Origin of the sequence: Enterobacter cloacae complex sp.6700776 (assembly GCF_048284255.1) — a bacterium.
Classification (GTDB): Bacteria; Pseudomonadota; Gammaproteobacteria; order Enterobacterales; family Enterobacteriaceae; genus Enterobacter; species Enterobacter intestinihominis.
Map to the genome: position 1 here is coordinate 194,609 of NZ_JBLVYK010000003.1, position 25,168 is coordinate 219,776.

16 protein-coding genes are annotated in these 25,168 nt (G+C 56.0%); 9 read left to right on the forward strand and 7 right to left on the reverse strand.

What is annotated here, in order from left to right; genetic code table 11:
- Window positions 1-17: 17 nt before the first annotated feature.
- Window positions 18-1,073: an FAD:protein FMN transferase ApbE gene (apbE, locus tag ACNQ0T_RS07045; RefSeq protein ID WP_045620899.1), complete on the reverse strand. Its 1,056-nt coding sequence runs from the start codon at window positions 1,071-1,073 to the stop codon at window positions 18-20.
- A gap of 114 nt (window positions 1,074-1,187) precedes the next feature.
- Window positions 1,188-2,279 (reverse strand): porin OmpC, encoded by a 1,092-nt coding sequence (locus ACNQ0T_RS07050; RefSeq protein WP_063841562.1) that lies wholly within the window; start codon window positions 2,277-2,279, stop codon window positions 1,188-1,190.
- A 745-nt stretch (window positions 2,280-3,024) separates the two neighbouring features.
- Here ACNQ0T_RS07050 and rcsD point away from each other — a divergent pair.
- Window positions 3,025-5,697: a phosphotransferase RcsD gene (rcsD, locus tag ACNQ0T_RS07055; protein ID WP_023300606.1), complete on the forward strand. Its 2,673-nt coding sequence runs from the start codon at window positions 3,025-3,027 to the stop codon at window positions 5,695-5,697.
- Between the two features lie 16 nt (window positions 5,698-5,713).
- Window positions 5,714-6,364, forward strand: coding sequence for a response regulator transcription factor RcsB (gene rcsB / locus ACNQ0T_RS07060; protein ID WP_003859405.1), 651 nt, complete (start codon window positions 5,714-5,716; stop codon window positions 6,362-6,364).
- A 111-nt stretch (window positions 6,365-6,475) separates the two neighbouring features.
- Here rcsB and rcsC read toward each other — a convergent pair whose 3' ends face one another.
- Both rcsC and gyrA read right to left on the reverse strand, forming a co-directional pair.
- Window positions 6,476-9,322, reverse strand: coding sequence for a two-component system sensor histidine kinase RcsC (gene rcsC / locus ACNQ0T_RS07065; RefSeq protein WP_023300607.1), 2,847 nt, complete (start codon window positions 9,320-9,322; stop codon window positions 6,476-6,478).
- A 134-nt stretch (window positions 9,323-9,456) separates the two neighbouring features.
- Window positions 9,457-12,093 carry a DNA topoisomerase (ATP-hydrolyzing) subunit A gene (gene gyrA, locus ACNQ0T_RS07070; protein ID WP_023300608.1) on the reverse strand — a complete coding sequence of 879 codons (2,637 nt, stop codon included), beginning with the start codon at window positions 12,091-12,093 and terminating at the stop codon, window positions 9,457-9,459.
- A 146-nt stretch (window positions 12,094-12,239) separates the two neighbouring features.
- Between gyrA and ubiG the strand changes: the two genes are divergently transcribed.
- The 4 genes from ubiG (at window position 12,240) to yfaE (ending at window position 17,088) form a co-directional block, all read left to right on the forward strand.
- Window positions 12,240-12,968 (forward strand): bifunctional 2-polyprenyl-6-hydroxyphenol methylase/3-demethylubiquinol 3-O-methyltransferase UbiG, encoded by a 729-nt coding sequence (gene ubiG / locus ACNQ0T_RS07075; RefSeq protein ID WP_023300609.1) that lies wholly within the window; start codon window positions 12,240-12,242, stop codon window positions 12,966-12,968.
- Between the two features lie 349 nt (window positions 12,969-13,317).
- On the forward strand, window positions 13,318-15,603 hold the full coding sequence (gene nrdA, locus ACNQ0T_RS07080) for a class 1a ribonucleoside-diphosphate reductase subunit alpha (protein WP_023300610.1): 2,286 nt from the start codon (window positions 13,318-13,320) through the stop codon (window positions 15,601-15,603).
- A 100-nt stretch (window positions 15,604-15,703) separates the two neighbouring features.
- Entirely contained in the window at window positions 15,704-16,834 is a 1,131-nt protein-coding gene (gene nrdB / locus ACNQ0T_RS07085) for a class Ia ribonucleoside-diphosphate reductase subunit beta (protein ID WP_022648802.1), read from the forward strand.
- Window positions 16,834-17,088, forward strand: coding sequence for a class I ribonucleotide reductase maintenance protein YfaE (yfaE, locus tag ACNQ0T_RS07090; protein WP_003859419.1), 255 nt, complete (start codon window positions 16,834-16,836; stop codon window positions 17,086-17,088). The genes nrdB and yfaE overlap by 1 nt, the downstream gene beginning before the upstream one ends.
- 105 nt (window positions 17,089-17,193) lie before the next feature.
- Here yfaE and glpQ read toward each other — a convergent pair whose 3' ends face one another.
- A complete protein-coding gene (glpQ, locus tag ACNQ0T_RS07095; protein WP_417929816.1) occupies window positions 17,194-18,252 on the reverse strand; it encodes a glycerophosphodiester phosphodiesterase in 1,059 nt (352 codons plus the stop codon).
- Window positions 18,253-18,263: 11 nt separating this feature from the next.
- A complete protein-coding gene (gene glpT / locus ACNQ0T_RS07100) occupies window positions 18,264-19,616 on the reverse strand; it encodes a glycerol-3-phosphate transporter (protein WP_022648804.1) in 1,353 nt (450 codons plus the stop codon).
- A 250-nt stretch (window positions 19,617-19,866) separates the two neighbouring features.
- Between glpT and glpA the strand changes: the two genes are divergently transcribed.
- From glpA to glpC, 3 genes are read left to right on the forward strand one after another with little or no spacing between them, the layout of a single operon-like run.
- Window positions 19,867-21,495, forward strand: coding sequence for an anaerobic glycerol-3-phosphate dehydrogenase subunit A (gene glpA, locus ACNQ0T_RS07105; protein ID WP_417929818.1), 1,629 nt, complete (start codon window positions 19,867-19,869; stop codon window positions 21,493-21,495).
- Window positions 21,485-22,702 (forward strand): glycerol-3-phosphate dehydrogenase subunit GlpB, encoded by a 1,218-nt coding sequence (glpB, locus tag ACNQ0T_RS07110; RefSeq protein WP_058677674.1) that lies wholly within the window; start codon window positions 21,485-21,487, stop codon window positions 22,700-22,702. Before glpA ends, glpB begins: the two co-directional genes overlap by 11 nt.
- Window positions 22,699-23,889: an anaerobic glycerol-3-phosphate dehydrogenase subunit GlpC gene (glpC, locus tag ACNQ0T_RS07115; protein ID WP_045620905.1), complete on the forward strand. Its 1,191-nt coding sequence runs from the start codon at window positions 22,699-22,701 to the stop codon at window positions 23,887-23,889. The genes glpB and glpC overlap by 4 nt, the downstream gene beginning before the upstream one ends.
- Before the next feature lie 31 nt (window positions 23,890-23,920).
- On the opposite strand, the gene ACNQ0T_RS07120 is transcribed toward glpC, so the two are convergent.
- The gene (locus ACNQ0T_RS07120) at window positions 23,921-25,120 is read right to left on the reverse strand and encodes a nicotinamide mononucleotide deamidase-related protein YfaY (protein ID WP_023300615.1); all 1,200 of its coding nucleotides are present in this window, start codon (window positions 25,118-25,120) and stop codon (window positions 23,921-23,923) included.
- Window positions 25,121-25,168 lie beyond the last annotated feature (48 nt).

A 25,168-nucleotide genomic window follows, 5' to 3' on the forward strand; every position in this document is an offset into this window, starting at 1 on the left:
ACCCGCAACCTTGCTTTTTAATTTTTTTCGCTCACCAGGAAGCTGTTGAACTGCGGTGAACTCCAGGTTTTAAACCCGTCAGCCTCTTTGGTGATCATATAAACGGCCAGCCCTTCCTGACGCACCACCTCTTTGGCCTTCTCCGTGCCGAGCACCATCAATCCGGTATCCCAGGCGTCGGCTTCCAGCGCAGTTGGCGCTATCACCGTCACGGACACCAGGTTGTGGGTAATCGGGCGTCCGGTTTGCGGATCAATCACATGCGAGATACGTTTGCCATCCAGCTCGTAATAGTTGCGGTAGCTTCCGGAGGTGCTGATACCGTGCCCGTTGATGTCGACAATCGCCTGCACCGCGTTCTGCTGATCGGTTGGTTTTTGGATGGCCACTCGCCACGGCCTGCCGCTGGCGTTCATGCCCCGGCTGACGAGCGCGCCCCCGACGGAAACCAGATAACGGGGAATACCTTCCTGCGCCATCAGGGCCGCGAGATGATCCGCAGCATACCCCTCGCCTACCGTGGAGAGATCCACAAACAGGTCGGGAATGTCTTTTTGCAGGTATTGCTGACCGTACTGGGAGATCACCGCCAGATGCTGTAACCCTGTACGCGCGCGGGCGTCGTCGATGGCGGCTTGATCGGGTGTGGTCACCGGCTGCTTGTTGGGGCCAAATCCCCACAGGTTCACCAGCGGCCCAACGGTCACATCCATTGCGCCGTTGGTTTTGTAGCCCACGCGCATGGCTTCCGTGACGATATCGGCCATTGCTTCGCTCACCGGCCACAGCGAGGTGCTGCTGGAGCGATTGAAACGCATCAGCGCTGAGTCATTTTTATAGGTAGAGAGTAGCTGATCGTCGGCATCCAGCTGCGCCTGAATTTTACCGCGTAGTTCTTCAGCGCGGGATTTATCGATATTCATCACGCTGACGCGCCAGAAGGTCCCCATGGTTTTCCCTTCCAGCACCGTCGCGGCGGGTGCGTCGATTTTTGCGGGCTGTGTAGAAGAGTCACACGCGGTCAGGAGTAAAAAAGTCGCCAGAACGCTGGCGCGTAAAAAAGTCATATCCATTGGTTATTATCCTCATGCCAGGGCGGCAAGAGTACACTAAAACAGCGTATTTGTAAGACCCTAAAAAAGCATGAAAAAAGGGGCCTGATGGCCCCTTTGTTGCTGTATGAGCAATTAGAACTGGTAAACCAGACCCAGCGCGACGATATCGTCAGTACCGATACCTGTCTGACGGGTGAAGTCATTTTCATCCAGCAGGTTGATTTTGTAATCAACATAGGTGGACATGTTTTTGTTGAAGTAGTAAGTCGCACCCACGTCAACATACTTCAGGATATCCTGATCGCCATAGTTTTCGATGTCTTTACCTTTAGACTGCAGGTAAGCCACGGATGGACGCAGGCCGAAGTCGAACTGATACTGAGCAACCACTTCGAAGTTCTGTGCTTTGTTAGCCCAGCCCTGATCGCCAACGCGGGTCGCGTTGTAAGTCTGAGTATACTGTGCAGCCAGGTAGATGTTGTTCGCGTCATATTTCAGACCACCGGTGTAGGTCTCTGCGCGATCGCCTTCACCGTAGTAGCCCGCAGCGTTCTGGTCAGCAGTACGTTTAGAACTGGTGACTGCCGTACCGATAGCGAAGCCTTCGCCCAGATCATAGGTCAGAGAGCCGCCGTAGCCATCACCGTTCTGACGCAGTGCCTCACGACCGTTGTTGGTCTGGCCTTCGCCGCTTGCGCTGCCGTTTTTACCCTGGTACTGCAACGCGAAGTTCAGACCATCAACCAGACCGAAGAAGTCCTGGTTACGGTAGGTCGCGAAGCCGTTACCACGCTGCTGCATGAAGTTGTCAGAACCGTAGGTATCGCCGCCGAACTCCGGCAGAACGTCGGTCCAGGAAGTCACATCGTAAACAACGCCGTAGTTACGACCGTAGTCGAATGAACCCGCATCAGCGAATTTCAGACCTGCGAACGCCACACGCGTCCATGAGTTGTTTTCGTTCTCACCAGAGTTACCCTGGATCTGGTATTCCCACTGGCCGTAACCGGTCAGCTGGTCGTTAACCTGAGTTTCGCCTTTGAAGCCCAGACGCATGTAGGTCTGGTCGCCGTCTGCACTGTCGTCATCAGAGAAATAGTGCAGGCCATCCACTTTACCGTACAGATCTAATTTGTTGCCGTCTTTGTTATAAATTTCAGCCGCATTTGCTGCGCCTGCCACCAGCAGAGCTGGTACCAGGAGGGACAGTACTTTAACTTTCATTTTATTAACCCTCTGTTATATGCCTTATTATTTACCACTGCTTACTGGTCAACCCTCTTAACCAGTCGGCAAGTTCATTCTCCTCAAAAATGCAGAATAATCCAACAGGAATATGATACGAAAACTTTGAAGATGTTTCACTTTACCATCAAGATGTTTCAATATGTAAATTTCAAGGAACTTTCACAAAGCATCAAAAGTTTAAAAATATAGCACGGATAATCAAAACAAAAATATATCCTATAAAATTCAAAAGACTATCTTAAAAAAGAGTACAGCACTGAATGACAAAAAAATTCCCGTCAACACCACTAAAATAACCCTCGCTATCATCATTAACTTTATTTATTACCGTCATTCAGTTCTGAATGTCTGTTTATCCCTAATTGAACCGGATGCTCCGCATTCGGTTTTTTTTTACCTTTCTTTACGTCAACAGACATTTTATGTGCTACCCGTCTGTAATGATAACGACTATTAACTAAATCCATCGCCCGGCGTTTACAGATTTTCCTTTTCACTTTCAAAATTAATTTCTTGTTAATTCGTGCTATTTTACTGCCGTTGTAACAGCATATTTGTACATTTCACTGGGTTTTGTACATCTTTCACACGGATGACGTTGAAGCGGGTTGCGACAGATAAAAAGTCAAGGTCATACCGATAACGACGCTGGAAATTCAGTTATTACCCTTTATACTGCCCTATCCCATTACCGCGCGGCCATTACGGGTTAAACACATCGATGAGTCAGACTGAAACTACCGCCCCGAGCAAATTCTCCCTTCTACCGGGCAGCATCACCCGTTTCTTTCTTCTGTTGATCGTTGTGCTGTTAGTCACAATGGGAGTGATGGTTCAGAGCGCCGTGAATACCTGGCTTAAAGATAAAAGCTATCAAATTGTCGATATCACCCATGCGGTGCATAAGCGCATTGATACGTGGCGCTACGCGACCTGGCAAATCTACGACAATATCGCCGCCGCACCTGCCACCTCATCAGGCGAAGGGTTGCAGGAAACGCGCCTTAAGCAGGATGTGTATTACCTTGAAAAACCGCAGCGTAAGACGGAAGCCCTGATTTTCGGCTCGCACGACAGCGCAACGCTTGAGATGACGCAGCGGATCTCCTCCTATCTGGACACCCTGTGGGGCGCCGAGACCGTACCGTGGTCCATGTATTACCTGAACGGTCAGGACAACAGCATGATCCTGATCTCGACCCTGCCGCTTAAGGATCTCTCGTCGGGCTTTAAAGAGACCACCGTTGGCAGCATTGTCGATTCCCGTCGGGCAGAAATGCTGCAACAGGCCAACGCGCTGGACGAGCGCGAAAGTTTCTCGTCATTACGCCGTCTTGCCTGGCAGAATGGCCACTACTTTACGCTGCGAACCACCTTTAACCAGCCGGGCCATCTGGCGACCGTGGTTGCCTTCGATCTGCCAATTAACGATCTTATCCCGCCGGATATGCCGCTGGACAGTTTCCGACTGGAGCCAGACAACAGCACCCAAAATATGCGCACGCCGTCGGATAAAGAAGGCCCGGACAGCGTAGCGATCTCATTTAATGGCTCGAAGATTGAGATTGCCTCATCGCTCAACTCAACCGGTATGCGGCTGGTGTGGCAGGTGCCTTTTGGCACCCTGATGCTTGATACCCTGCAAAACATTATGCTGCCGCTGCTGTTGAATATCGGCCTGCTGGCGCTGGCGCTGTTTGGCTACAGCACCTTCCGTTTCCAGTCGGGCCGCCAGAGCGACTCGACGTCGGTATCAGCCGGGACCAGCAACGAGTTGCGTGTTCTTCGTGCCCTGAATGAAGAGATTATTTCCGTGCTGCCGCTTGGGGTGCTTGTTCACGATCAGGAGGCAAACCGGACGGTGATGAGCAACAAAATTGCCGATCACCTTCTGCCGCATCTTAACCTGCAAAATATTACGGCCATGGCGGACCAGCATCAGGGCGTCATTCAGGCCACCATTAATAATGAACTGTATGAGATCCGTCAGTTCCGCAGTCAGGTCGCCTCGCGCACGCAAATCTTCATCATCCGCGATCAGGATCGCGAAGTGCTGGTGAATAAAAAGCTCAAGCAGGCGCAAAGGCTGTATGAGAAAAACCAGCATGGCCGCGCGGCGTTTATGCAAAACATTGGCGATGCCTTTAAACAGCCGCTGAAGTCACTCGCCACGCAGATTGCTGATTTAAGCACGCCGGAAAGCCGACAGCTTAGCAGCCAGGCCGACTCGCTGGTTCGTCTGGTGGACGAAATCCAGCTTGCGAACATGCTGGAGAATGACATCTGGAAGGGCACCCCTACGCTCTTCTCCATCCAGGATCTGATTGATGAGGTGGTTCCGGAAGTCCTGCCGGTGATCAAGCGCAAAGGGCTCCAGCTGCTGATCAACAACCATTTACCGGCCAATGACGAGCGTCACGGCGATCGCGATGCCCTGCGTCGCATCCTGATGATGTTGATTCAGTATGCCGTCACCACGACACAGATCGGCAAGATCACCCTTGAAGTCAGCACCGATGAGTCCACCGACGATCGTCTGACGTTCCGTATTCTGGATACGGGCGAAGGCGTCACCGTGAGCGAAATCGATAACCTGCACTTCCCGTTCCTGAACGATACCCAGCGCGACCACTACGGTAAGGCGAATGCCCTCACCTTCTGGCTCTGCGATCAGCTGGCGCGTAAGCTGGGCGGTCATCTGAACATTAAGGCGCGCGAATCCCTCGGCACCCGCTACTCCTTGCATGTTAAAATGGCGGCGAATCCTCAGGAAGAGGATGAAGAGCGTCTGCTGGATGATGTGGTGGTGATGGTGGACGTGACCTCCAGTGAGATCCGTAATATCGTCGTTCGTCAGCTGGAAAACTGGGGCGCGTCCTGCATTACCCCGGACGAAAGGCTCGCGAGTCAAGAATTTGATCTATTTTTAACTGATAATCCGTCTAATCTTACTGCCTCCGGCTTGCTTTTAAGCGATGATGAGCCAGGCGTGCGGAAAATCGGCCCTGGGCAGCTGCGCGTCAACTTTAATATGAGCAATGCAATGCAGGAAGCTGTATTACAACTGATTGAAGAGAATCTGGCGCAGGAAGAGATCCTGGAGTCACCGTTAGGCGGCGATGAAAATGCCGAACTCCATGCCAGCGGATATTATTCGCTCTTCGTTGATACAGTACCAGATGATGTTAAGCGGTTGTATACTGAGTCCGCTGCGCAGGATTTTGCAGCGCTGGCACAGACAGCACACCGGCTTAAAGGGGTGTTTGCCATGCTTAATCTGGTTCCCGGCAAGCAGTTATGTGAAACGCTGGAACATCTAATTCGTGAGAAAGATGCCTCTGGCATTGAAAAATACATCAGCGACATTGACGCTTACGTCAAGAGCTTGCTGTAGCAAGGTAGCCTTATACATGAACAATATGAACGTAATTATTGCCGATGACCATCCGATTGTACTGTTCGGTATTCGCAAATCACTTGAACAGATCGAGTGGGTGAATGTAGTCGGTGAATTTGAAGATTCCACAGCCCTTATTAACAACCTGCCTAAACTTGATGCGCACGTGCTCATTACCGATCTCTCCATGCCTGGGGATAAATACGGTGATGGGATTACGCTCATCAAATACATTAAACGCCACTTCCCGGACATTTCGATCATTGTTCTGACCATGAACAATAACCCTGCGATCCTGAGCGCCGTTCTGGATCTTGATATTGAAGGGATTGTGCTGAAACAAGGCGCACCTACCGATCTGCCTAAAGCGCTGGCGGCGTTACAGAAAGGGAAGAAATTCACGCCTGAGAGCGTCTCACGCCTGCTTGAAAAAATCAGCGCAGGTGGCTATGGCGACAAGCGTCTCTCGCCTAAAGAGAGTGAAGTTCTGCGTCTGTTCGCTGAAGGTTTCCTGGTTACTGAAATCGCCAAGAAACTGAACCGCAGTATCAAAACCATCAGTAGCCAGAAAAAATCCGCGATGATGAAGCTGGGTGTGGATAACGATATCGCCCTGCTGAACTATCTCTCTTCCGTGACGCTGAGCGCAACGGACAAAGATTGATCGTCGCTGTCTACGCCGGGTGACCCTCGCGGTTACCCGGTCTAAAGACCCCGTAGGCCCGCGCAAGCGCAGTGCCGTCGGACACATAAAAAAGGCCCTTTCGGGCCTTTTTTATTGTCTCGCTTTTCGCACCCGCTCCGCATACACGGATAGCGTCTGCTTCAGTACATCCAGCGTGACCGGCTTCGACAGGCAGCTGTCCATTCCCGACTCCAGACAGCGCTGCTTCTCCTCCGCCAGTGCGTTGGCTGTCACCCCCACCACCGGCAGCGTCAGCCCCAGCTGTCGGATACGCTGCGTCAGACGATAGCCGTCCATGTTAGGCATGTTCACATCGCTGAGCACAATATCAATATGATTCTTACTTAAGACATTCAGGGCATCCACGCCATCATTGGCCGTTTTACACTGATAGCCCAGAGAGCCAAGCTGGTCTGCGAGCAGACGACGGTTAATCGGATGATCGTCGACGACCAGAATCATCATATCGTCATTCACCGATGCCAGCTCATCAGGGGAAGCCAGCACGGTAGCGCCATCGCTGTCCTCAAGCTGTACACTGTAAATACGCGCCAGCAAGCCCAACATTTCGTGCGGTGTCGCCACACTGTGCACCCATACCCCGGGCGAACGCTCAATCGGAATACCGATATGACGGCGGCAGAACATCACCACGCCCCGCCCCGCCCACGCCTTGTCTGGCTCAACGTCAGTAATCAGCATATCATCTGCGTCCGGCGTCTGGCCTTCATAGCGTGAGACCCGCACGCCGCTGCTGGTCAGCATCGAGGTCAGGAAATCATGTAAGGAGGCGTTGTGCACCGCCAGCCAGCAGTGCTTTTCGCTCAGCCCGTCGACCGTGGTTTTCACCGGATAGTGTGCCGAGTAGAGCGGGATACGGATGGTGAACTGGCTGCCCATACCCGGCTCGGTATCGACGGAGATATCCCCGTCCATCATGCTGATAAGCTTCTCGCAAATCGCCAGACCCAGCCCGGTCCCCTGGAAATTACGCTGGACGCCCGTCCCCACCTGGAAGAACGGATCGAACAGGCGAACGACCTCTTTCGCCGGAATGCCAACACCCGTGTCGCGTACGCGAATAGTCAGGTACTCCCCTGCCCGGCAGACATGCAGCACAATACAGCCGATATCGGTGAATTTGATGGCGTTGCTTAGCAGGTTCGAGATGACCTGTTGCAGACGCATCGGATCGCCATGCAGCGTCAGCGGCACATCCGGCTCGATAAAGCAGTACAGCCCCAGCTGTTTGCGCACCACCAGCGGCAGATAGTTGGCGCTGATATGGTTCATCACCTCGCGCGGGGAAAACTCACGCGGTTCTATTTTCAACTGCTCGGATTCAATTTTAGAGAAGTCGAGAATATCGCTGATAATTTTCAGCAGCAGGCTGGACGAGTTGTTCATCGCCGTCACCAGGCGGTCGACCCCTTTCGGCAGCTCTTTGGTCTGGAGAAGATCGAGGTTACCGATAATGCCGTACAGCGGCGTACGCAGCTCATGGCTGACGGTCGCGAGGAACATCGATTTCGACTGGCTGGCCTGCTCCGCCGCCTGCGCCATATCCTGCAATGACTCTTCCATCTTAACGCGCGCGGAGACGTCCACCAGCACGCAAATCGCCACGTTTTCATTGCGGTAGCGCGAATGGACGAAGCTGATTTGCAGGTTGGTGTGCGTGCTGGTCAGCACATCCACAAAGTTAACCTGTTGCCCACAGATGATCTGCGTTAACCGCTGGCGGTCTTCATGCGTGAGCATGTTCAGGTAGTTATGGGCAAGCTCGTTACTGAGGATATTTGTCCCGTCCTGAGTACGCAGGATACAGATCCCTACCGGCGCCGAGGCGACAATCTTACGGTTAAACTGCTCGTGCTCCTCCAGACGCTGAGCATCCGCTTCCGCCGGAATAAAGATCCGCCGCTCATACATTCTCGCCAGCATAAACAGCGCGACGCCTACCGCGATGTTCAACAAAATGGCGTTAAGGATCAGGATGCGAATGCGCTCCAGCACCTTGTCCACCGGCAGCGAATAGACAATGCTCAGCGACGATGGCGGCAAACTTTTCTTCAGCACCAGCTCACGGAACCCGGAGGTATAGCCAAACCATGACCGCTCCTGCATCCAGCTGGGCTCCACCTTCAGGCGGTTTTCAGGCCCGGTAAGGGAGATGAGTGGGTGGCCGTTCTCATCCAGAATGGTCACGCCCATCGGCAGACTGCCCGGCGTGAAGAAGTTTTCCATGCGGATGGTTTGTTCAATCCCCAGCAGCGCTTGCAGGCGGTTTCCGAGGTAAACCGGAGTCAGGGCATAGAAATAGCCGACGCCCATGCGCGGCCCCTGGCTTATCCAGAAGATGTTGTTCCCGCGCTCTTCCTGAGGCGCATTGCGGTATTTCACTATGCGCTCATGCAGGCTTTTCAGCGCGTCTTCGCGTTCGACGGGCATATCTCGCAGACCGAAGTCCGCCATGCAAAGATTTTCGTTGCCAATCAGGTAGACGCGGTTTAGATCGTAAGCAGCCGAAAAATTATCGCGCCAGTAGCGCATAAACCATGACAGGGACTCCAGTGAGCCACGCCAGGCTTTGCCCATCGCGGAACAATCGGAGTCCGGGAAGAGCGGTTCGAAATCAGGTACTTCGGTTTTTTCATCCCGACCGCGGAGGGCAAGAATGCCGTTCTCCGCCGTCAGTCGATTCTCAGCGATATACTTAAGCTCTTTCATCACATCAGACGTGCGCTGGATATAGCGCTGGGCCTGATCCGAGCTTAAGTTAAACTCCTGGCGGATCTCCGCTTCTTTCTGGTGTAACGCGTTAACGATGTAAAATACCGAGAGCAGTGCCACCAGCAACCATAGCAGTAGCGCAAGCGCCCGAAACAGATAGCGAGAGACTTTTAACGTGGTACGAAAGGAGACGAGGTATTTCAAAGGGGCGAGGCTCCGCCATCGGGGAAAAAAGAATGTGGTTAAGGTAGCGGTAAACGCGGCTTGTCGCAACGTTCACTTGTCTGCTTGCGCAAAACAAAAGGGCCGGAAACCGGCCCTTTATGCGTCAGGAGACGTTACTCGTCAGCGTCATCCGCTGCTTCATCATCGGTGTCCGCTTCCGGGACGATTTCATCATCCCCTTCCGCGACGCTGCCGTCGATAGAGTCGAGCTCTTCGTCATCCACCGGCTCAGCAACGCGTTGCAGACCGACGACGTTTTCATCTTCCGCAGTACGGATGAGGATAACGCCCTGGGTGTTACGACCCACCACGCTGATCTCTGACACGCGGGTACGCACCAGCGTACCGGCATCGGTGATCATCATGATCTGGTCCGCGTCGTCCACCTGTACCGCGCCAACAACGGAACCGTTGCGCTCGGTCACTTTGATGGAGATAACGCCCTGCGTGCCGCGAGACTTGGTCGGGTATTCGCTTTCCGCCGTACGTTTACCGTAGCCGTTCTGGGTGACGGTCAGGATTGCGCCTTCGCCACGCGGAACGATCAGGGAAACCACGCTGTCTTCACCCGCCAGCTTGATACCACGCACGCCGGTCGCCGTACGACCCATTGCGCGCACGGCGTTCTCTTTAAAGCGCACCACTTTACCGGCCGCAGAGAACAGCATCACTTCATCGGAACCAGAGGTCAGATCCACGCCGATCAGCTCGTCGCCTTCGTTCAGGTTCACCGCGATGATCCCGGCGGAACGTGGACGGCTGAATTCGGTCAGCGCGGTTTTCTTCACGGTACCGCTCGCGGTTGCCATAAAGACGTTCACGCCCTCTTCGTACTCGCGTACCGGCAGAATGGCGGTGATACGTTCGTTCGCTTCCAGCGGCAGCAGGTTAACGATAGGTCGACCCCGCGCGCCACGGCTCGCTTCCGGCAGCTGATAGACTTTCATCCAGTACAGACGGCCCCGGCTGGAGAAGCAGAGGATCGTGTCGTGGGTATTGGCCACCAGCAGACGGTCAATGAAGTCTTCTTCTTTAATACGCGCCGCAGATTTGCCTTTACCGCCACGACGCTGTGCTTCGTAGTCGGTCAACGGCTGATACTTCACGTAACCCTGGTGAGACAGCGTCACGACCACGTCTTCGCGGTTGATCAGATCTTCAATGTTGATATCAGAGCTGTTGGCCGTGATTTCGGTGCGACGCTCGTCGCCGAACTGATCGCGAACCAGCTCCAGCTCTTCACGGATCACTTCCATCAGGCGCTCTGCGCTACCCAGGATATGCAGCAGCTCGGCAATCTGCTCCAGCAGCTCTTTGTACTCGTCGAGCAGTTTTTCATGCTCAAGGCCGGTCAGTTTCTGCAAACGCAGATCCAGAATCGCCTGGGCCTGCTGTTCAGTCAGATAGTACTGACCGTCACGCACGCCGAATTCCGGCTCCAGCCACTCAGGACGCGCAGCATCATCGCCGGCACGTTCCAGCATCGCCGCCACGTTGCCCAGATCCCATGGACGCGCAACCAGCGACGCCTTCGCTTCTGCCGGCGTCGGCGCACGGCGAATCAGCTCGATGATCGGGTCGATGTTCGCCAGCGCAACGGCCAGTGCTTCAAGGATATGGGCACGATCGCGCGCTTTGCGCAGTTCAAAGATGGTACGGCGAGTCACCACTTCACGGCGGTGACGCACAAACGCGCTCAGGATCTCTTTCAGGTTCATGATCTTCGGCTGGCCATGGTGTAGCGCAACCATGTTGATACCGAAGGAGACCTGAAGCTGAGTCTGGGAGTAAAGGTTGTTCAGCACAACTTCACCCACCGCGTCGCGCTTGATTTCAATCACGATGCGCATACCGTCTTTGTCAGACTCGTCGCGCAGCGCGCTGATGCCTTCAACGCGTTTTTCTTTTACCAGCTCGGCGATTTTTTCAATCAGACGCGCTTTGTTCACCTGATACGGGATCTCGTGAACAATAATGGTTTCACGGCCGGTTTTGGCGTCCGCTTCCACTTCGGCGCGGGCACGGATGTAAATCTTGCCGCGACCGGTACGGTACGCTTCTTCAATACCGCGACGGCCGTTGATGATTGCCGCCGTCGGGAAGTCCGGGCCCGGGATGTGTTCCATCAGCCCTTCAATGCTGATGTCTTCATCGTCGATGTAGGCCAGGCAGCCGTTAATCACTTCCGTGATGTTGTGCGGCGGAATGTTGGTTGCCATACCCACTGCGATACCGGACGAACCGTTCACCAGCAGGTTTGGGATCTTCGTTGGCATAACGTCAGGAATTTTTTCCGTGCCGTCGTAGTTATCAACGAAATCAACCGTCTCTTTTTCCAGGTCAGCCATCAGCTCATGGGCAATCTTCGCCAGACGGATTTCCGTATAACGCATTGCCGCGGCGGAGTCGCCGTCGATAGAACCAAAGTTACCCTGACCATCTACCAGCATGTAACGCAGCGAGAAAGGCTGCGCCATACGGACAATGGTGTCGTACACCGCGGAATCACCATGGGGATGGTATTTACCGATTACGTCACCAACGACACGGGCAGATTTTTTGTAGGCTTTATTCCAGTCATTGCCCAATACGTTCATGGCGTATAGTACGCGACGGTGTACCGGCTTAAGGCCATCGCGGACGTCCGGCAGCGCACGGCCAACAATGACCGACATCGCATAGTCCAGATAGGAGCTTTTCAGCTCTTCCTCGATGTTAACCGGTGTAATTTCTCTCGCAAGGTCGCTCATCTAACCGCTATCCCTCTACTGTATCCCGGATTCAAAGGTCGCAAATTATAACACAGCCGCGGTGATACAGGTAAACCTATACGCTTTATTCACAGGGATTGCCTGATATACTCATTTGTCTTGCTAAATAAGGAGTAAAAGCGCCCATGAATGCCGAAAAATCCCCGGTGGCTCACAACGTTGACCACGAAGAGATTGCCAAATTTGAAGCGGTGGCGTCCCGCTGGTGGGATCTCGAAGGTGAGTTCAAACCTCTGCATCGTATTAACCCGCTACGTCTGGGCTATATCGCGGAGCGTTCCGGCGGTCTGTTCGGTAAGAAAGTGCTCGACGTCGGCTGCGGCGGCGGCATCCTGGCGGAAAGCATGGCGCGCGAAGGGGCCACCGTCACCGGTCTGGACATGGGCTTCGAACCTCTACAGGTTGCGCGTCTTCATGCGCTGGAGTCCGGCGTACAGGTAGAATATGTCCAGGAAACCGTGGAAGAGCACGCGGCTAAACATGCGCACCAGTATGACGTGGTGACCTGCATGGAGATGCTGGAGCACGTTCCCGATCCGCAGTCGGTCGTCAGCGCCTGTGCACAACTGGTGAAACCGGGTGGACAGGTCTTCTTCTCGACCATCAACCGCAACGGCAAAGCCTGGCTGATGGCCGTGGTAGGCGCGGAATATGTGCTGCGCATGGTGCCGAAAGGGACGCACGACGTGAAGAAGTTCATCAAGCCTGCCGAACTGCTGGGCTGGGTTGACCAGACATGGCTTAAGGAGCAGCACATGACGGGTCTGCACTACAATCCTCTGACGGATAAATTCAAACTTGCCCCGGGCGTGGATGTTAACTATATGTTGCACACAACCGCCAAAAACGACTAACGTCATTCGTTATTCTTATAAAGATTGCGCGACATCATGTTGCGCAATTCTGACCTCCCGTTGAAGAAATCAGCACTCGATCAAATTTTGAATTTTTTTTCTGGAATATTGACATCTCTTCCAGGCCTTACGGTACGAGGACTTAGCCTTTTTTACCCTTTCACAACCTCAATTTAACGTCAAAATCAACCCTTGTGCTGAAAAGATTCGATACTAGAATACTCACCATATAGCGTTCTTCTTATCGCAAAACCCCTATATGTAGTATTTATCCACAGAGTTAGTCACAAGACGGTTCTGTGGATAAGCGGGGGATATTTTTTTATTTCACGGACAGGTAAAAACCCACATGAATCAGAGTCTGCTGGTGACAAAGCGCGACGGTACTACCGAGCGTATCAATCTGGACAAAATCCATCGAGTTCTCGACTGGGCAGCAGAAGGACTGAACAACGTATCTATATCCCAGGTCGAACTGCGTTCTCACATTCAGTTCTACGACGGCATCAAAACGTCTGATATCCACGAAACCATTATCAAAGCAGCGGCAGATCTGATCTCCCGCGACGCACCGGATTATCAGTACCTCGCTGCGCGTCTGGCGATTTTCCACCTGCGTAAGAAAGCCTACGGCCAGTTCGAGCCGCCGAAGCTTTACGATCACGTAGTGAAAATGGTTGAGCTGGGCAAATACGACACGCATCTGCTGGAAGACTATACGGAAGAAGAGTTCGAGCAGATGAACGGGTTTATCGATCACTGGCGCGACATGAACTTCTCCTACGCGGCGGTGAAGCAGCTCGAAGGCAAATACCTGGTTCAGAACCGTGTGACGGGCGAAATCTACGAGAGCGCCCAGTTCCTCTATATTCTGGTGGCCGCCTGCCTGTTCTCTAATTATCCACGTGAAACCCGTCTGGACTACGTGAAGCGTTTCTACGATGCGGTCTCTACGTTCAAGATTTCTCTGCCTACGCCAATCATGTCTGGCGTGCGTACCCCTACCCGTCAGTTCAGCTCCTGCGTACTGATCGAGTGTGGTGACAGCCTGGATTCCATCAACGCGACCTCCAGCGCCATCGTAAAATACGTCTCCCAGCGTGCTGGTATCGGCATCAACGCTGGTCGTATCCGTGCGCTGGGCAGCCCGATCCGCGGCGGTGAAGCGTTCCACACCGGCTGTATCCCGTTCTACAAGCACTTCCAGACGGCAGTAAAATCCTGCTCTCAGGGCGGCGTGCGCGGTGGCGCTGCCACCCTGTTCTACCCAATGTGGCACCTGGAAGTGGAAAGCCTGCTGGTTCTGAAGAACAACCGCGGCGTGGAAGGCAACCGCGTGCGTCACATGGACTACGGCGTGCAGATCAACAAGCTGATGTACACCCGCCTGCTGAAAGGTGAAGATATCACCCTGTTCAGCCCATCCGACGTCCCGGGTCTGTACGACGCGTTCTTCGCCGATCAGGACGAATTCGAGCGTCTGTACACCAAATACGAAAAAGACGACAGCATCCGCAAGCAGCGCGTGAAGGCGGTCGATCTGTTCTCCCTGATGATGCAGGAACGTGCCTCTACCGGCCGTATCTACATCCAGAACGTTGACCACTGCAACACCCACAGCCCGTTCGATCCGGTGGTTGCGCCAGTGCGCCAGTCCAACCTGTGCCTGGAGATCGCCCTGCCGACCAAACCGCTGGACGATGTGAACGATGAAAACGGTGAAATCGCCCTGTGTACGCTCTCTGCGTTCAACCTGGGTGCGATTAAGAGCCTGGACGAGCTGGAAGAGCTGGCCGTGCTGGCGGTTCGTGCGCTCGACGCCCTGCTGGACTACCAGGATTACCCAATCCCGGCGGCAAAACGCGGCGCAATGGGCCGTCGCACTTTAGGTATCGGCGTGATCAACTTCGCCTACTGGCTGGCGAAAAACGGCAAGCGTTACTCCGACGGCAGCGCCAACAATCTGACGCACCAGACGTTCGAAGCCATTCAGTACTACCTGATGAAAGCCTCCAACGAGCTGGCGAAAGAACAAGGCGCGTGCCCGTGGTTCAATGAAACCACCTACGCGAAAGGCATTCTGCCGATCGACACCTACAAAAAAGACCTGGATGCGATCGTCAGCGAGCCGCTGCACCTCGACTGGGAAGGCCTGCGCGAGTCCATTAAAACTCACGGCCTGCGTAACTCCACGCTCTCTGCCCTGATGCCGTCCGAGACCTCTTCGCAGATCTCCAACGCCACCAACGGTATTGAGCCACCGCGCGGCCACGTCAGCATCAAAGCGTCGAAAGACGGCGTGCTGCGTCAGGTGGTACCGGATTACGAAACGCTGGGCAACAACTACGAGCTGCTGTGGGAAATGCCAAACAACGATGGCTACCTGCAACTGGTGGGTATCATGCAGAAGTTTATCGACCAGTCGATCTCTGCCAATACCAACTACGACCCGACGCGCTTCCCGTCAGGCAAGGTTCCGATGCAGCAACTGCTGAAAGACCTGCTCACCGCCTACAAATTTGGCGTGAAGACCCTGTACTATCACAACACCCGTGATGGTGCGGAAGACGCCCAGGACGACCTGGCGCCGTCAATTCAGGACGATGGCTGCGAAAGCGGCGCATGTAAGATCTAAGCACTTCGCCGGGTGGCGCTACGCTTACCCGGCCTACGGTTTTGTAGGCCCGGCAAACGCAGTGCCGCCGGGCAATAAAATCTCAACAGGACTCACCGCAATGGCATATACCACCTTTTCACAGACGAAAAACGACCAGCTCAAAGAGCCGATGTTCTTCGGCCAGCCGGTCAACGTGGCACGCTACGATCAGCAAAAATATGACATCTTCGAAAAGCTGATTGAAAAGCAACTCTCCTTCTTCTGGCGTCCGGAAGAAGTTGACGTTTCCCGCGACCGTATCGATTTCCAGGCGCTGCCGGAACACGAAAAGCACATCTTCCTCAGCAACCTGAAATACCAGACGCTGCTGGACTCCATTCAGGGTCGTAGTCCGAACGTGGCGCTGCTGCCGCTGATCTCGATTCCTGAGCTGGAAACCTGGGTTGAGACCTGGGCGTTCTCCGAGACGATCCACTCCCGCTCTTACACCCACATCATCCGCAACATCGTTAACGATCCGGCGGTGGTGTTTGATGATATCGTCACCAACGAACAGATCCAGAAGCGCGCCGAAGGCATTGCGCACTACTATGACGAACTGATCGAGATGACCAGCTACTGGCATCTGCTGGGCGAAGGTACGCACAACGTGAACGGTAAAACCGTCACCGTAAACCTGCGGACCCTGAAAAAACAGCTCTATCTGTGCCTGATGAGCGTCAACGCCCTGGAAGCGATCCGCTTCTACGTGAGCTTCGCCTGCTCCTTCGCGTTTGCCGAGCGCAAACTGATGGAAGGCAACGCCAAAATTATCCGTCTGATTGCCCGTGACGAAGCCCTGCACCTGACCGGGACTCAGCATATGCTGAACCTGCTGCGCAGCGGTGCAGACGATCCGGAGATGGCGGAAATTGCGGAAGAGTGCAAACAGGAATGCTACGACCTGTTCGTGCTGGCGGCCCAGCAGGAGAAAGAGTGGGCAGACTACCTGTTCCGCGACGGCTCCATGATTGGCCTGAACAAAGACATTCTGTGCCAGTACGTTGAGTACATCACCAATATCCGCATGCAGGCCGTCGGTCTCGACCTGCCGTTCCAGACGCGCTCTAACCCAATCCCGTGGATCAACACCTGGCTGGTGTCCGATAACGTGCAGGTCGCGCCACAGGAAGTGGAAGTGAGTTCTTACCTGGTCGGTCAGATTGATTCTGAAGTCAACACCGACGACCTGAGCGATTTCCAGCTCTGATGAGCCGCGTAACGCTGAGCCTTTCGGGTACAGAGGTGTTGTGCCAGGAAGAGCACCCTTCTCTGCTGGTGGCGCTTGAAGCACATCAGGTAGAAGTCGAGTACCAGTGTCGTGAAGGCTACTGCGGCTCCTGCCGCTGCCGTCTGGTCGCAGGCCAGGTAGACTGGCTGACCGAACCGCTAGCCTTTATCAGTGAAGGGGAAATTTTGCCCTGCTGCTGCCGGGCAAAAGGCGATATAGAGATCGAGATGTGATGTTGTCCTTATCCCCTCTCCCGGTGGGAGAGGGTTAGGGTGAGGGCATCAGGCCGCAGAGCCTGATTGTCGGGTGGAGGCTTCGCCTTACCCGACCTACAAAACCTACTTCCGGTGAATGAATTCGACCGCTTTATCCGGGAAATCCGTAAACAATCCGTCCACATCCGCCTGGTTATACAGCACGTCGTAAAGCTGATCCACGTCCTTCGCATACTCCGGCAACTGGTCTGCACGCACGGTATACGGATGCACCTGCATCTTGCTCGCATGCGCCTCTTTCACCATCGCCGTCAGCTTCACGTGGCCCGGCGTTGAGCCTTCCGCCACCAGCATGTGGTAATCCGGCCCGATGCCGTCGGCGTACTGCGCAATCTGCTTCATCGCGCCCGGCTTAAACATCCAGTCGTAGCTGTAGTTCACCCACTTCCCGTCCGGCTGTTTTTCCTGAGTTTCATTCCAGTCGGTATAGGCAATCAGCTGCACCAGATTGAGATCCATCCCCATCTTCGGCTCCAGCTCAGTTTTGATGCGCTTCAGTTCCGCGGCATCGAAACATTGCAGGAAAACCTTATCCTGCTTGCTGGTGTAGCCGTACTTTTTCAGTACCTCCAGCGTCTTCGCGGCAATGTCTTTTCCTTCCTGATGGTGGAACCACGGCGCTTTGATTTCCGGGTAGATACCGATATTTTTGCCCGTCGAGTGGTTCAGCCCCTGAACAAACTCGATCTCCTCTTCGAAGGTGTGAATACGGAAGTCAGACTTGCCCATCGGGAAACGCCCCGGATAGACCTGCACCTTCTTACCGTTCTCAATCTCGAAGCCCTCGGTAAACTTCAGCGAGCGGATCTCCGCCAGCGTGAAGTCGATGGCGTAGTAGCGGCCATCTTTACGGGCGCGGTTCGGGAAACGCTCCGCCACGTCCGTCACGCGGTCAAGATAGTGGTCATGCAGAACGACCAGCTGGTCGTCCTTCGTCATCACCAGATCCTGCTCCAGATAATCCGCGCCCTGGGCATAGGCCATCGCTTTTGCCGGCAGCGTATGCTCTGGCAGATAACCGCTGGCGCCACGGTGGGCGATCACGATTTTATCCGCCGCCAGCGCGGAGCCTGTCATCAGGCCCGCCAGCAGCAGGCCTGTCGCTAACTGAGTTAATTTCATCGCAATGCTCCTTACTGACGACGCGCCAGCACCTCGGCATGGTGACGTTTTTCACCGATCATCACGACGATCAACAGCAGAACCGCCAGCACGCTGCCGCCAATCATCACCATAAAGCCACCGTCCCAGCCGAAGAAATCGACGGTGTAACCGACGATGGCACTTGCCGCCACTGAACCGCCGAGGTAGCCAAACAGACCGGTAAAGCCTGCCGCCGTGCCTGCCGCTTTCTTCGGCGCCAGCTCCAGCGCGTGCAGGCCGATCAGCATAACCGGACCATAAATCAGGAAGCCGATTACGATCATACAGGCCATATCCACACCCGGATTACCCGGCGGGTTAAGCCAGTAAACGACCGTCGCGATGGTCACCAGCGTCATAAAGAACACGCCCGTCGCCCCACGGTTGCCCTTAAACACTTTGTCCGACATCCAGCCGCAGATCAGCGTGCCGGGAATGCCCGCGTATTCATACAGGAAATAGGCCCAGGAGGATTTATCCAGCGCGAAGTGCTTCACCTCTTTCAGGTAAGTCGGGGACCAGTCGAGGATGCCGTAGCGCAGCAGGTAGACAAACACGTTCGCCACCGCGATGTACCACAGCAGCTTGTTTGGCAGCACATACTTCATGAAGATCTGTTTCGCGGTCAGCTCTTCTTCGTGCTTCTCGCTGTAATCATCCGGGTAGTCGTTTTTGTACTCTTCAATCGGCGGCAGGCCGCAGGACTGCGGCGTGTCGCGCATCAGGGCGAAGGCGATAATCGCCACCAGAATGGCGCCAAAGGCAGGCATATAGAGCGCCGCGTGCCAGTCGTTGAACCAGGCCATCCCCAGCAGGAACAGCAGCGGCGGAAGCCCGCCCCCGACGTTATGCGCGCAGTTCCAGACCGATACAATCCCACCGCGCTCTTTCTGTGACCACCAGTGCACCATGGTACGTCCGCATGGCGGCCACCCCATCCCCTGGAACCAGCCGCAGAGGAACAGCAGTACGAACATGACGGCAATGCTGGAGGTCGCCCATGGCACAAAGCCCATGAACAGCATCACCGCTGCCGCGAGGATCAGACCGGCGGGCAGGAACACGCGCGGATTCGAGCGATCCGACACCGACCCCATAATGAACTTCGAAAAACCGTACGCGATGGAGATCCCCGACAGCGCAAAGCCCAGATCGCCGCGGGAGAAGCCTTGTTCCACCAGGTATGGCATGGCGAGCGCAAAGTTTTTACGTACCAGATAGTACGCCGCATACCCGAAGAAGATCCCGAGGAAGATTTGCCAACGCAGACGGCGGTAGAGAGGATCAATCTCTGCCTCTGGCAGTCGCGCCCGGTGTGGCGCAGGTTTAAAGATACTGAGCATAACAGCCTCCGTGGCCTTTCAAAAAATGACCGGGCATCTCGCGCCCGGCTACAGAGGCGGCGATGTTAAGAAATCACGGTGAATGTTACTGTGAATCAACGCACAGATTGTTACAGAAATATGACAGAATGCGCAAAAAAGCGCATGAAATCACGTTTCACTTTCGAATTTCGCGCGTTTATGTTCGAAATCAAACAAACCACGCGATCAATGTGGCTAAATGCTAAAAAACGAACATAGAGGAAAGGCAATGACTATTCACGATCCACGCTTCAGCGATGTGATTATCATTGGCGGTGGCGCGACGGGTGCCGGCATCGCACGCGACTGCGCCCTGCGGGGATTGAGCGTCACGCTTCTGGAACGCCACGACATCGCCACCGGCGCAACGGGGCGTAACCACGGTCTGTTGCACAGCGGTGCCCGCTATGCGGTCACTGACGCTGAGTCCGCGCGCGAGTGTATTGCTGAAAACCAGATCCTCAGGCGCATCGCCCGCCACTGCGTTGAACCGACCAACGGCCTTTTTATCACCCTTCCCGAAGATGATCTCGGCTTTCAGCAAACCTTTATCACCGCCTGCACGGCGGCAGGCATTCAGGCCGAGGCGCTCGATCCTGCGCAGGCGTGCCGTCTGGAACCCTCGGTGAACCCGGCATTACTGGGCGCGGTAAAAGTGCCTGACGGAACCATTGATCCTTTCCGCCTGACCGCCGCCAATATGCTCGACGCGCGGGAACACGGCGCACAGATCCTGACCGGGCATCACGTCACCGGGCTTATTCGTGAAGGTAATACCGTGCGCGGGGTGCGCGTGTGTGATACGCAGTACAATGAACACCGCGAGCTGTATGCCACCGTCGTGGTCAATGCGGCGGGGATCTGGGGCCAGCGCATCGCGGAATACGCCGATTTATCCGTCCGCATGTTCCCGGCCAAAGGCTCGCTGCTGATCCTCGACCATCGCATCAATAATCATGTCATCAACCGCTGCCGTAAACCGTCTGACGCCGACATCCTCGTGCCGGGGGACACCATTTCGTTGATCGGCACGACCTCAATGCATGTGGACTACAGCGAAATTGATTACAACCGCGTTACCGCCGAAGAGGTGGATATTCTGCTGCGCGAAGGGGAAAAGCTGGCCCCGGTGATGGCGCAGACGCGTATTCTGCGTGCCTACGCGGGCGTGCGTCCCCTCGTCGCCAGCGACAACGATCCGAGCGGGCGTAACGTCAGCCGCGGCATCGTGCTGCTCGATCACGCCGAACGCGACGGCATGGACGGGTTTATCACCATTACCGGCGGCAAGCTGATGACCTACCGGCTGATGGCGGAGTGGGCCACCGATGCCGTCTGCCGTAAGCTCGGTAACACCGCGCCGTGCGTGACGGCGGAGCGGGCCCTGCCCGGCTCGCAGCAATCGACAGAAAAAACGCTGCACAAAATCATTTCACTTCCTGCCCCGCTTCGCGGTTCGGCGATTTACCGCCACGGCGACCGCACCCCGACCTGGCTTGGTGAAGGGCGACTCAGCCGCAGCCTGGTGTGCGAATGCGAAGCCGTGACCGCAGGCGAGGTGCAATATGCCGTGGAAAACCTGACGGTGAACAACCTGCTTGATTTACGCCGCCGCACGCGAGTCGGGATGGGCACCTGTCAGGGGGAGCTGTGCGCCTGCCGTGCCGCCGGGCTGCTGCAACGTTTTCATGCCACCTCCTCAACCCAGTCGCTCGCCCAGCTCAGCGATTTTTTAAATGAGCGCTGGAAAGGCATTCAGCCCGTCGCCTGGGGCGATGCCCTGCGCGAAAGTGAGTTTACCCGCTGGGTCTATCAGGGACTTTGCGGTCTGGAGAAGGAGCGCAACCATGAAATTTGATACCGTGATTGTGGGTGGAGGGCTGGCGGGCCTGCTGTGCGGTCTCAAACTGACGCAGCGGGGTCTGCGCTGCGCCATTGTCACTCGCGGTCAAAGTGCCCTGCACTTCTCTTCCGGCTCGCTGGATTTACTGGGCGCGCTATCGTTCGCCGATCTGCCGCCTGAACATCCCTACCGCCTGACGGGCGCAGAGAATATGGCCCGCTTTGCCTGCGAAACCGAACACCTGCTGACCGCCTGCGGCGCACGCATGCAGGGTGACGCCGAGCAAAATCATCAGCGCGTCACGCCGCTCGGCACTCTGCGCGCCGCCTGGCTTAGCCCGGAAGAGGTGCCTGTCGCCCCCATCGCTGCCGGGCACGTGCGGGTGGTGGGGATCAGCGGTTTCCTCGATTTCCAGCCGCATCTTGCCGCCGCGTCTCTCAGACAGCAAGGGATTCAGGTGGATACGGCGGAGATTGATCTCCCCGAGCTCGACGTGCTGCGCGAAAACCCCAGCGAGTTTCGTGCGGTGAACATTGCCCGCCTGCTGGATAATGAACGCTACTGGCCGCAGCTGTACGCGGCGCTTCAACCGCTCGGCGAGACCTGCGACGCCCTGTTTATGCCCGCCTGTTTTGGCTTAACGGACAACCGGCTCTGGCGCTGGCTCTCGGCGCGCCTGCCCTGTACGCTCGGTTTACTGCCGACGCTCCCCCCTTCCGTGCCCGGCATTCGTCTGCATACCCAGCTTCAGCGTCAGTTTGTCGCCCAGGGTGGCGTCTGGATGGCAGGCGACGAGGTGAAAAAAATCACCCTGGCAGAGGGCGCGGTAAGCGAAATCTGGACCCGCAACCACGGCGACATCCCGCTTCGTGCACGCTATACGGTGCTGGCAAGCGGCAGCTTCTTCAGTAACGGTCTGCTGAGCAGCCGGGATGGCGTGCGTGAGGCAATTCTCGGGCTGGATGTCCGGCAAAGCGCTTCCCGCGCGGACTGGTATCAAAGCGATTTCTTCACCCCGCAGCCCTGGCAGCAGTTCGGCGTGATCGTCGACACCCAGCTGCGCCCGCAGCTGGGCGGGGAACCGGTTGAAAATCTTTACGCCATCGGCTCGGTTCTGGGCGGGTACGATCCCGTGGCACAGGGCTGCGGTGGCGGCGTCTGCGCCGTCACCGCGCTGCATGTCGCGGAGCAGATTATCCAGCGCAGGGAGGGAGCACAATGAACGACACCCGATTTGAAAGCTGTATCAAATGCACGGTCTGCACCACGGTTTGCCCGGTCAGCGGCGTCGATCCGCGCTATCCCGGCCCGAAACAGGCCGGCCCCGACGGGGAGCGTCTGCGCCTGAAGGACGGCGCACTCTACGACGAGGCGCTGAAATACTGTATCAACTGTAAACGCTGCGAAGTTGCCTGCCCGTCGGACGTGAAAATAGGCGATATCATCCAGCGCGCCCGCGCCCGCTACAGTACGCAAAAACCGACGCTGCGCGACGCGATACTGAGCCACACCGATCTGATGGGCAGCCTCTCGACGCCTTTCGCGCCGGTCGTCAATGCCGCCACCGCCCTGAAGCCGGTGCGCAGGCTGCTGGATGCGACGCTCAAAATCGACCATCACCGCAGTCTGCCGAAATATTCTCACGGCACCTTCCGCCGCTGGTATAAATCCGTGGCGGCAGAACAGGCGCAGTTTGCTGAGCAAGTTGCCTTCTTCCACGGCTGCTACGTGAACTACAACCATCCGCAGCTGGGGAAAGACCTGCTGAAAGTGCTGAACGCCATGGGGACGGGCGTTCAGCTGCTGAGCAAAGAGAAGTGCTGCGGCGTTCCGCTGATTGCCAACGGTTTTACCGACAAAGCGCGCAGGCAGGCGAAAAGCAACGTCACCTCTTTACGTGAGGCGATCGTCGACAAAGGGATACCGGTACTGGCGACGTCGTCAACCTGTACCTTCACGCTGCGCGATGAATATCCGCATCTGCTGGATGTGGATAACACCGGCCTGCGCGAGCACATTGAGCTGGCGACCCGTTTTCTCTGGCGCAAGCTGGACAGCGGGCAGACGTTACCGCTGGGCAAATTGCCGTTGAAGGTGGTGTATCACACGCCATGTCATATGGAGAAGATGGGCTGGTCGATCTATACGCTGGAGCTGCTGCGGCTGATCCCGGGGCTGGAGCTGACGGTGCTGGACTCACGCTGCTGCGGCATCGCTGGCACCTACGGATTCAAGCGTGAAAACTACCCAACGTCACAGGCCATTGGCGCGCCGCTGTTCCGGCAGATTGAAGAGAGCGGCGCAGATATCGTGGTGACGGATTGTGAAACCTGCAAGTGGCAGATCGAGATGTCCACCAGCAAACGCTGTGAACATCCCATTACCTTGCTGGCAAACGCACTGGCGTAACCGTTGCCGGGGACACTCCCCCGGCACATTCTCACTCTACAAACAGCGATTCCACGACGTTGATCCAGCCGTGCTCGCTGGCGACCTCTTTCCCGTTCAGCCAGCGGCGCAGCATGTTCAGCGCCATCATCGCGCACACCTCCTGACGCACGGCCAGGCTGTGGCGGGTAATACTCATCTTCACCCGCAGGGCGTGGGTCCCTTCCGGCGTTGCCAGGGCGAAGTTGAGATGCTCCTCATCCAGCCCGCCCACAAAAAGCGCCAGTCCGGCGAAATGCTTCACTCTGCGCTCGGATGCCCAGCGCGCCGTCTGCGCCAGCGTCTCCTGCTGGAACGGCACCACTTCACTGGCCAGCAGCGGCGCACCCGCCCGGGTAAGCTGAAGCGCCAGAAGCCCACCGGTAAACTGCTCGCTTAACGTCACGCTCAGCTGGCGGGACTGCAAATGCGCTGCGATCTGCGCCGGCAGCCCTTCCGTTCCTTCGAAAATCAGGCTTTCCCCGGCGACGCGCTGCACTTCCGGCCACAGTGCCAGCATAGCGGCTTTCTCTGACGCCGGTCCGGTCAGCTTCAGTTCAATAATCGGCATGGAGGAGCGATAGCCCATCGACACGCCGGGAGGCAGTTGCAGGTGATCGAGGCTCTGAGCCAGGTCGCTTTCCGAGCGGCCAAAGGTGGTCAGACGCAGGCACAGCGGCGGTTCAGGCAGCGTGAAGCGCGCGCGCAGGCGCGGCAGGATCTGCTGCTCGACCATCACTTTAAATTCCGACGGCACGCCCGGGGTGAAGAACATCAGGCAGCGGTTCAGCTGAACGGCAAACCCGCAGGCGGTGCCGACCGGGTTATCAATCAGTTCCGCGCTGGCGGGAATTTCAGCCTGCTTGCGGTTGCTGGGGGCCATCACGCGGCCACGCTCGGAGAAAAATCGCTCCATCTGTGCCAGCCACGCCTCGTGCAGGACCAGGCCTTCACCTCTGGCCGTGGCGGCGGCCAGCGCGCTGAGATCGTCGCTGGTGGGCCCAAGCCCGCCGTTCACAATCAGCACGTCGCAGCGTTCGCTGCGCTCGCGCAGAACGTTGACCAGCGACTCAAGATTGTCACCCACGGTGTTGCGGCGCGTTAACGGTAATCCTTGCTCAAAGAAGAGATCGGCGAGCCAGGCGGCATTGGTATCAATGATTTGCCCATGCAGCACTTCGTCGCCAGTGGATAACATTTCCACGTTTATCATTGTGTTCTCCCATTTCAATGGTCAAAACACTATAGCGCAATCGAAGAC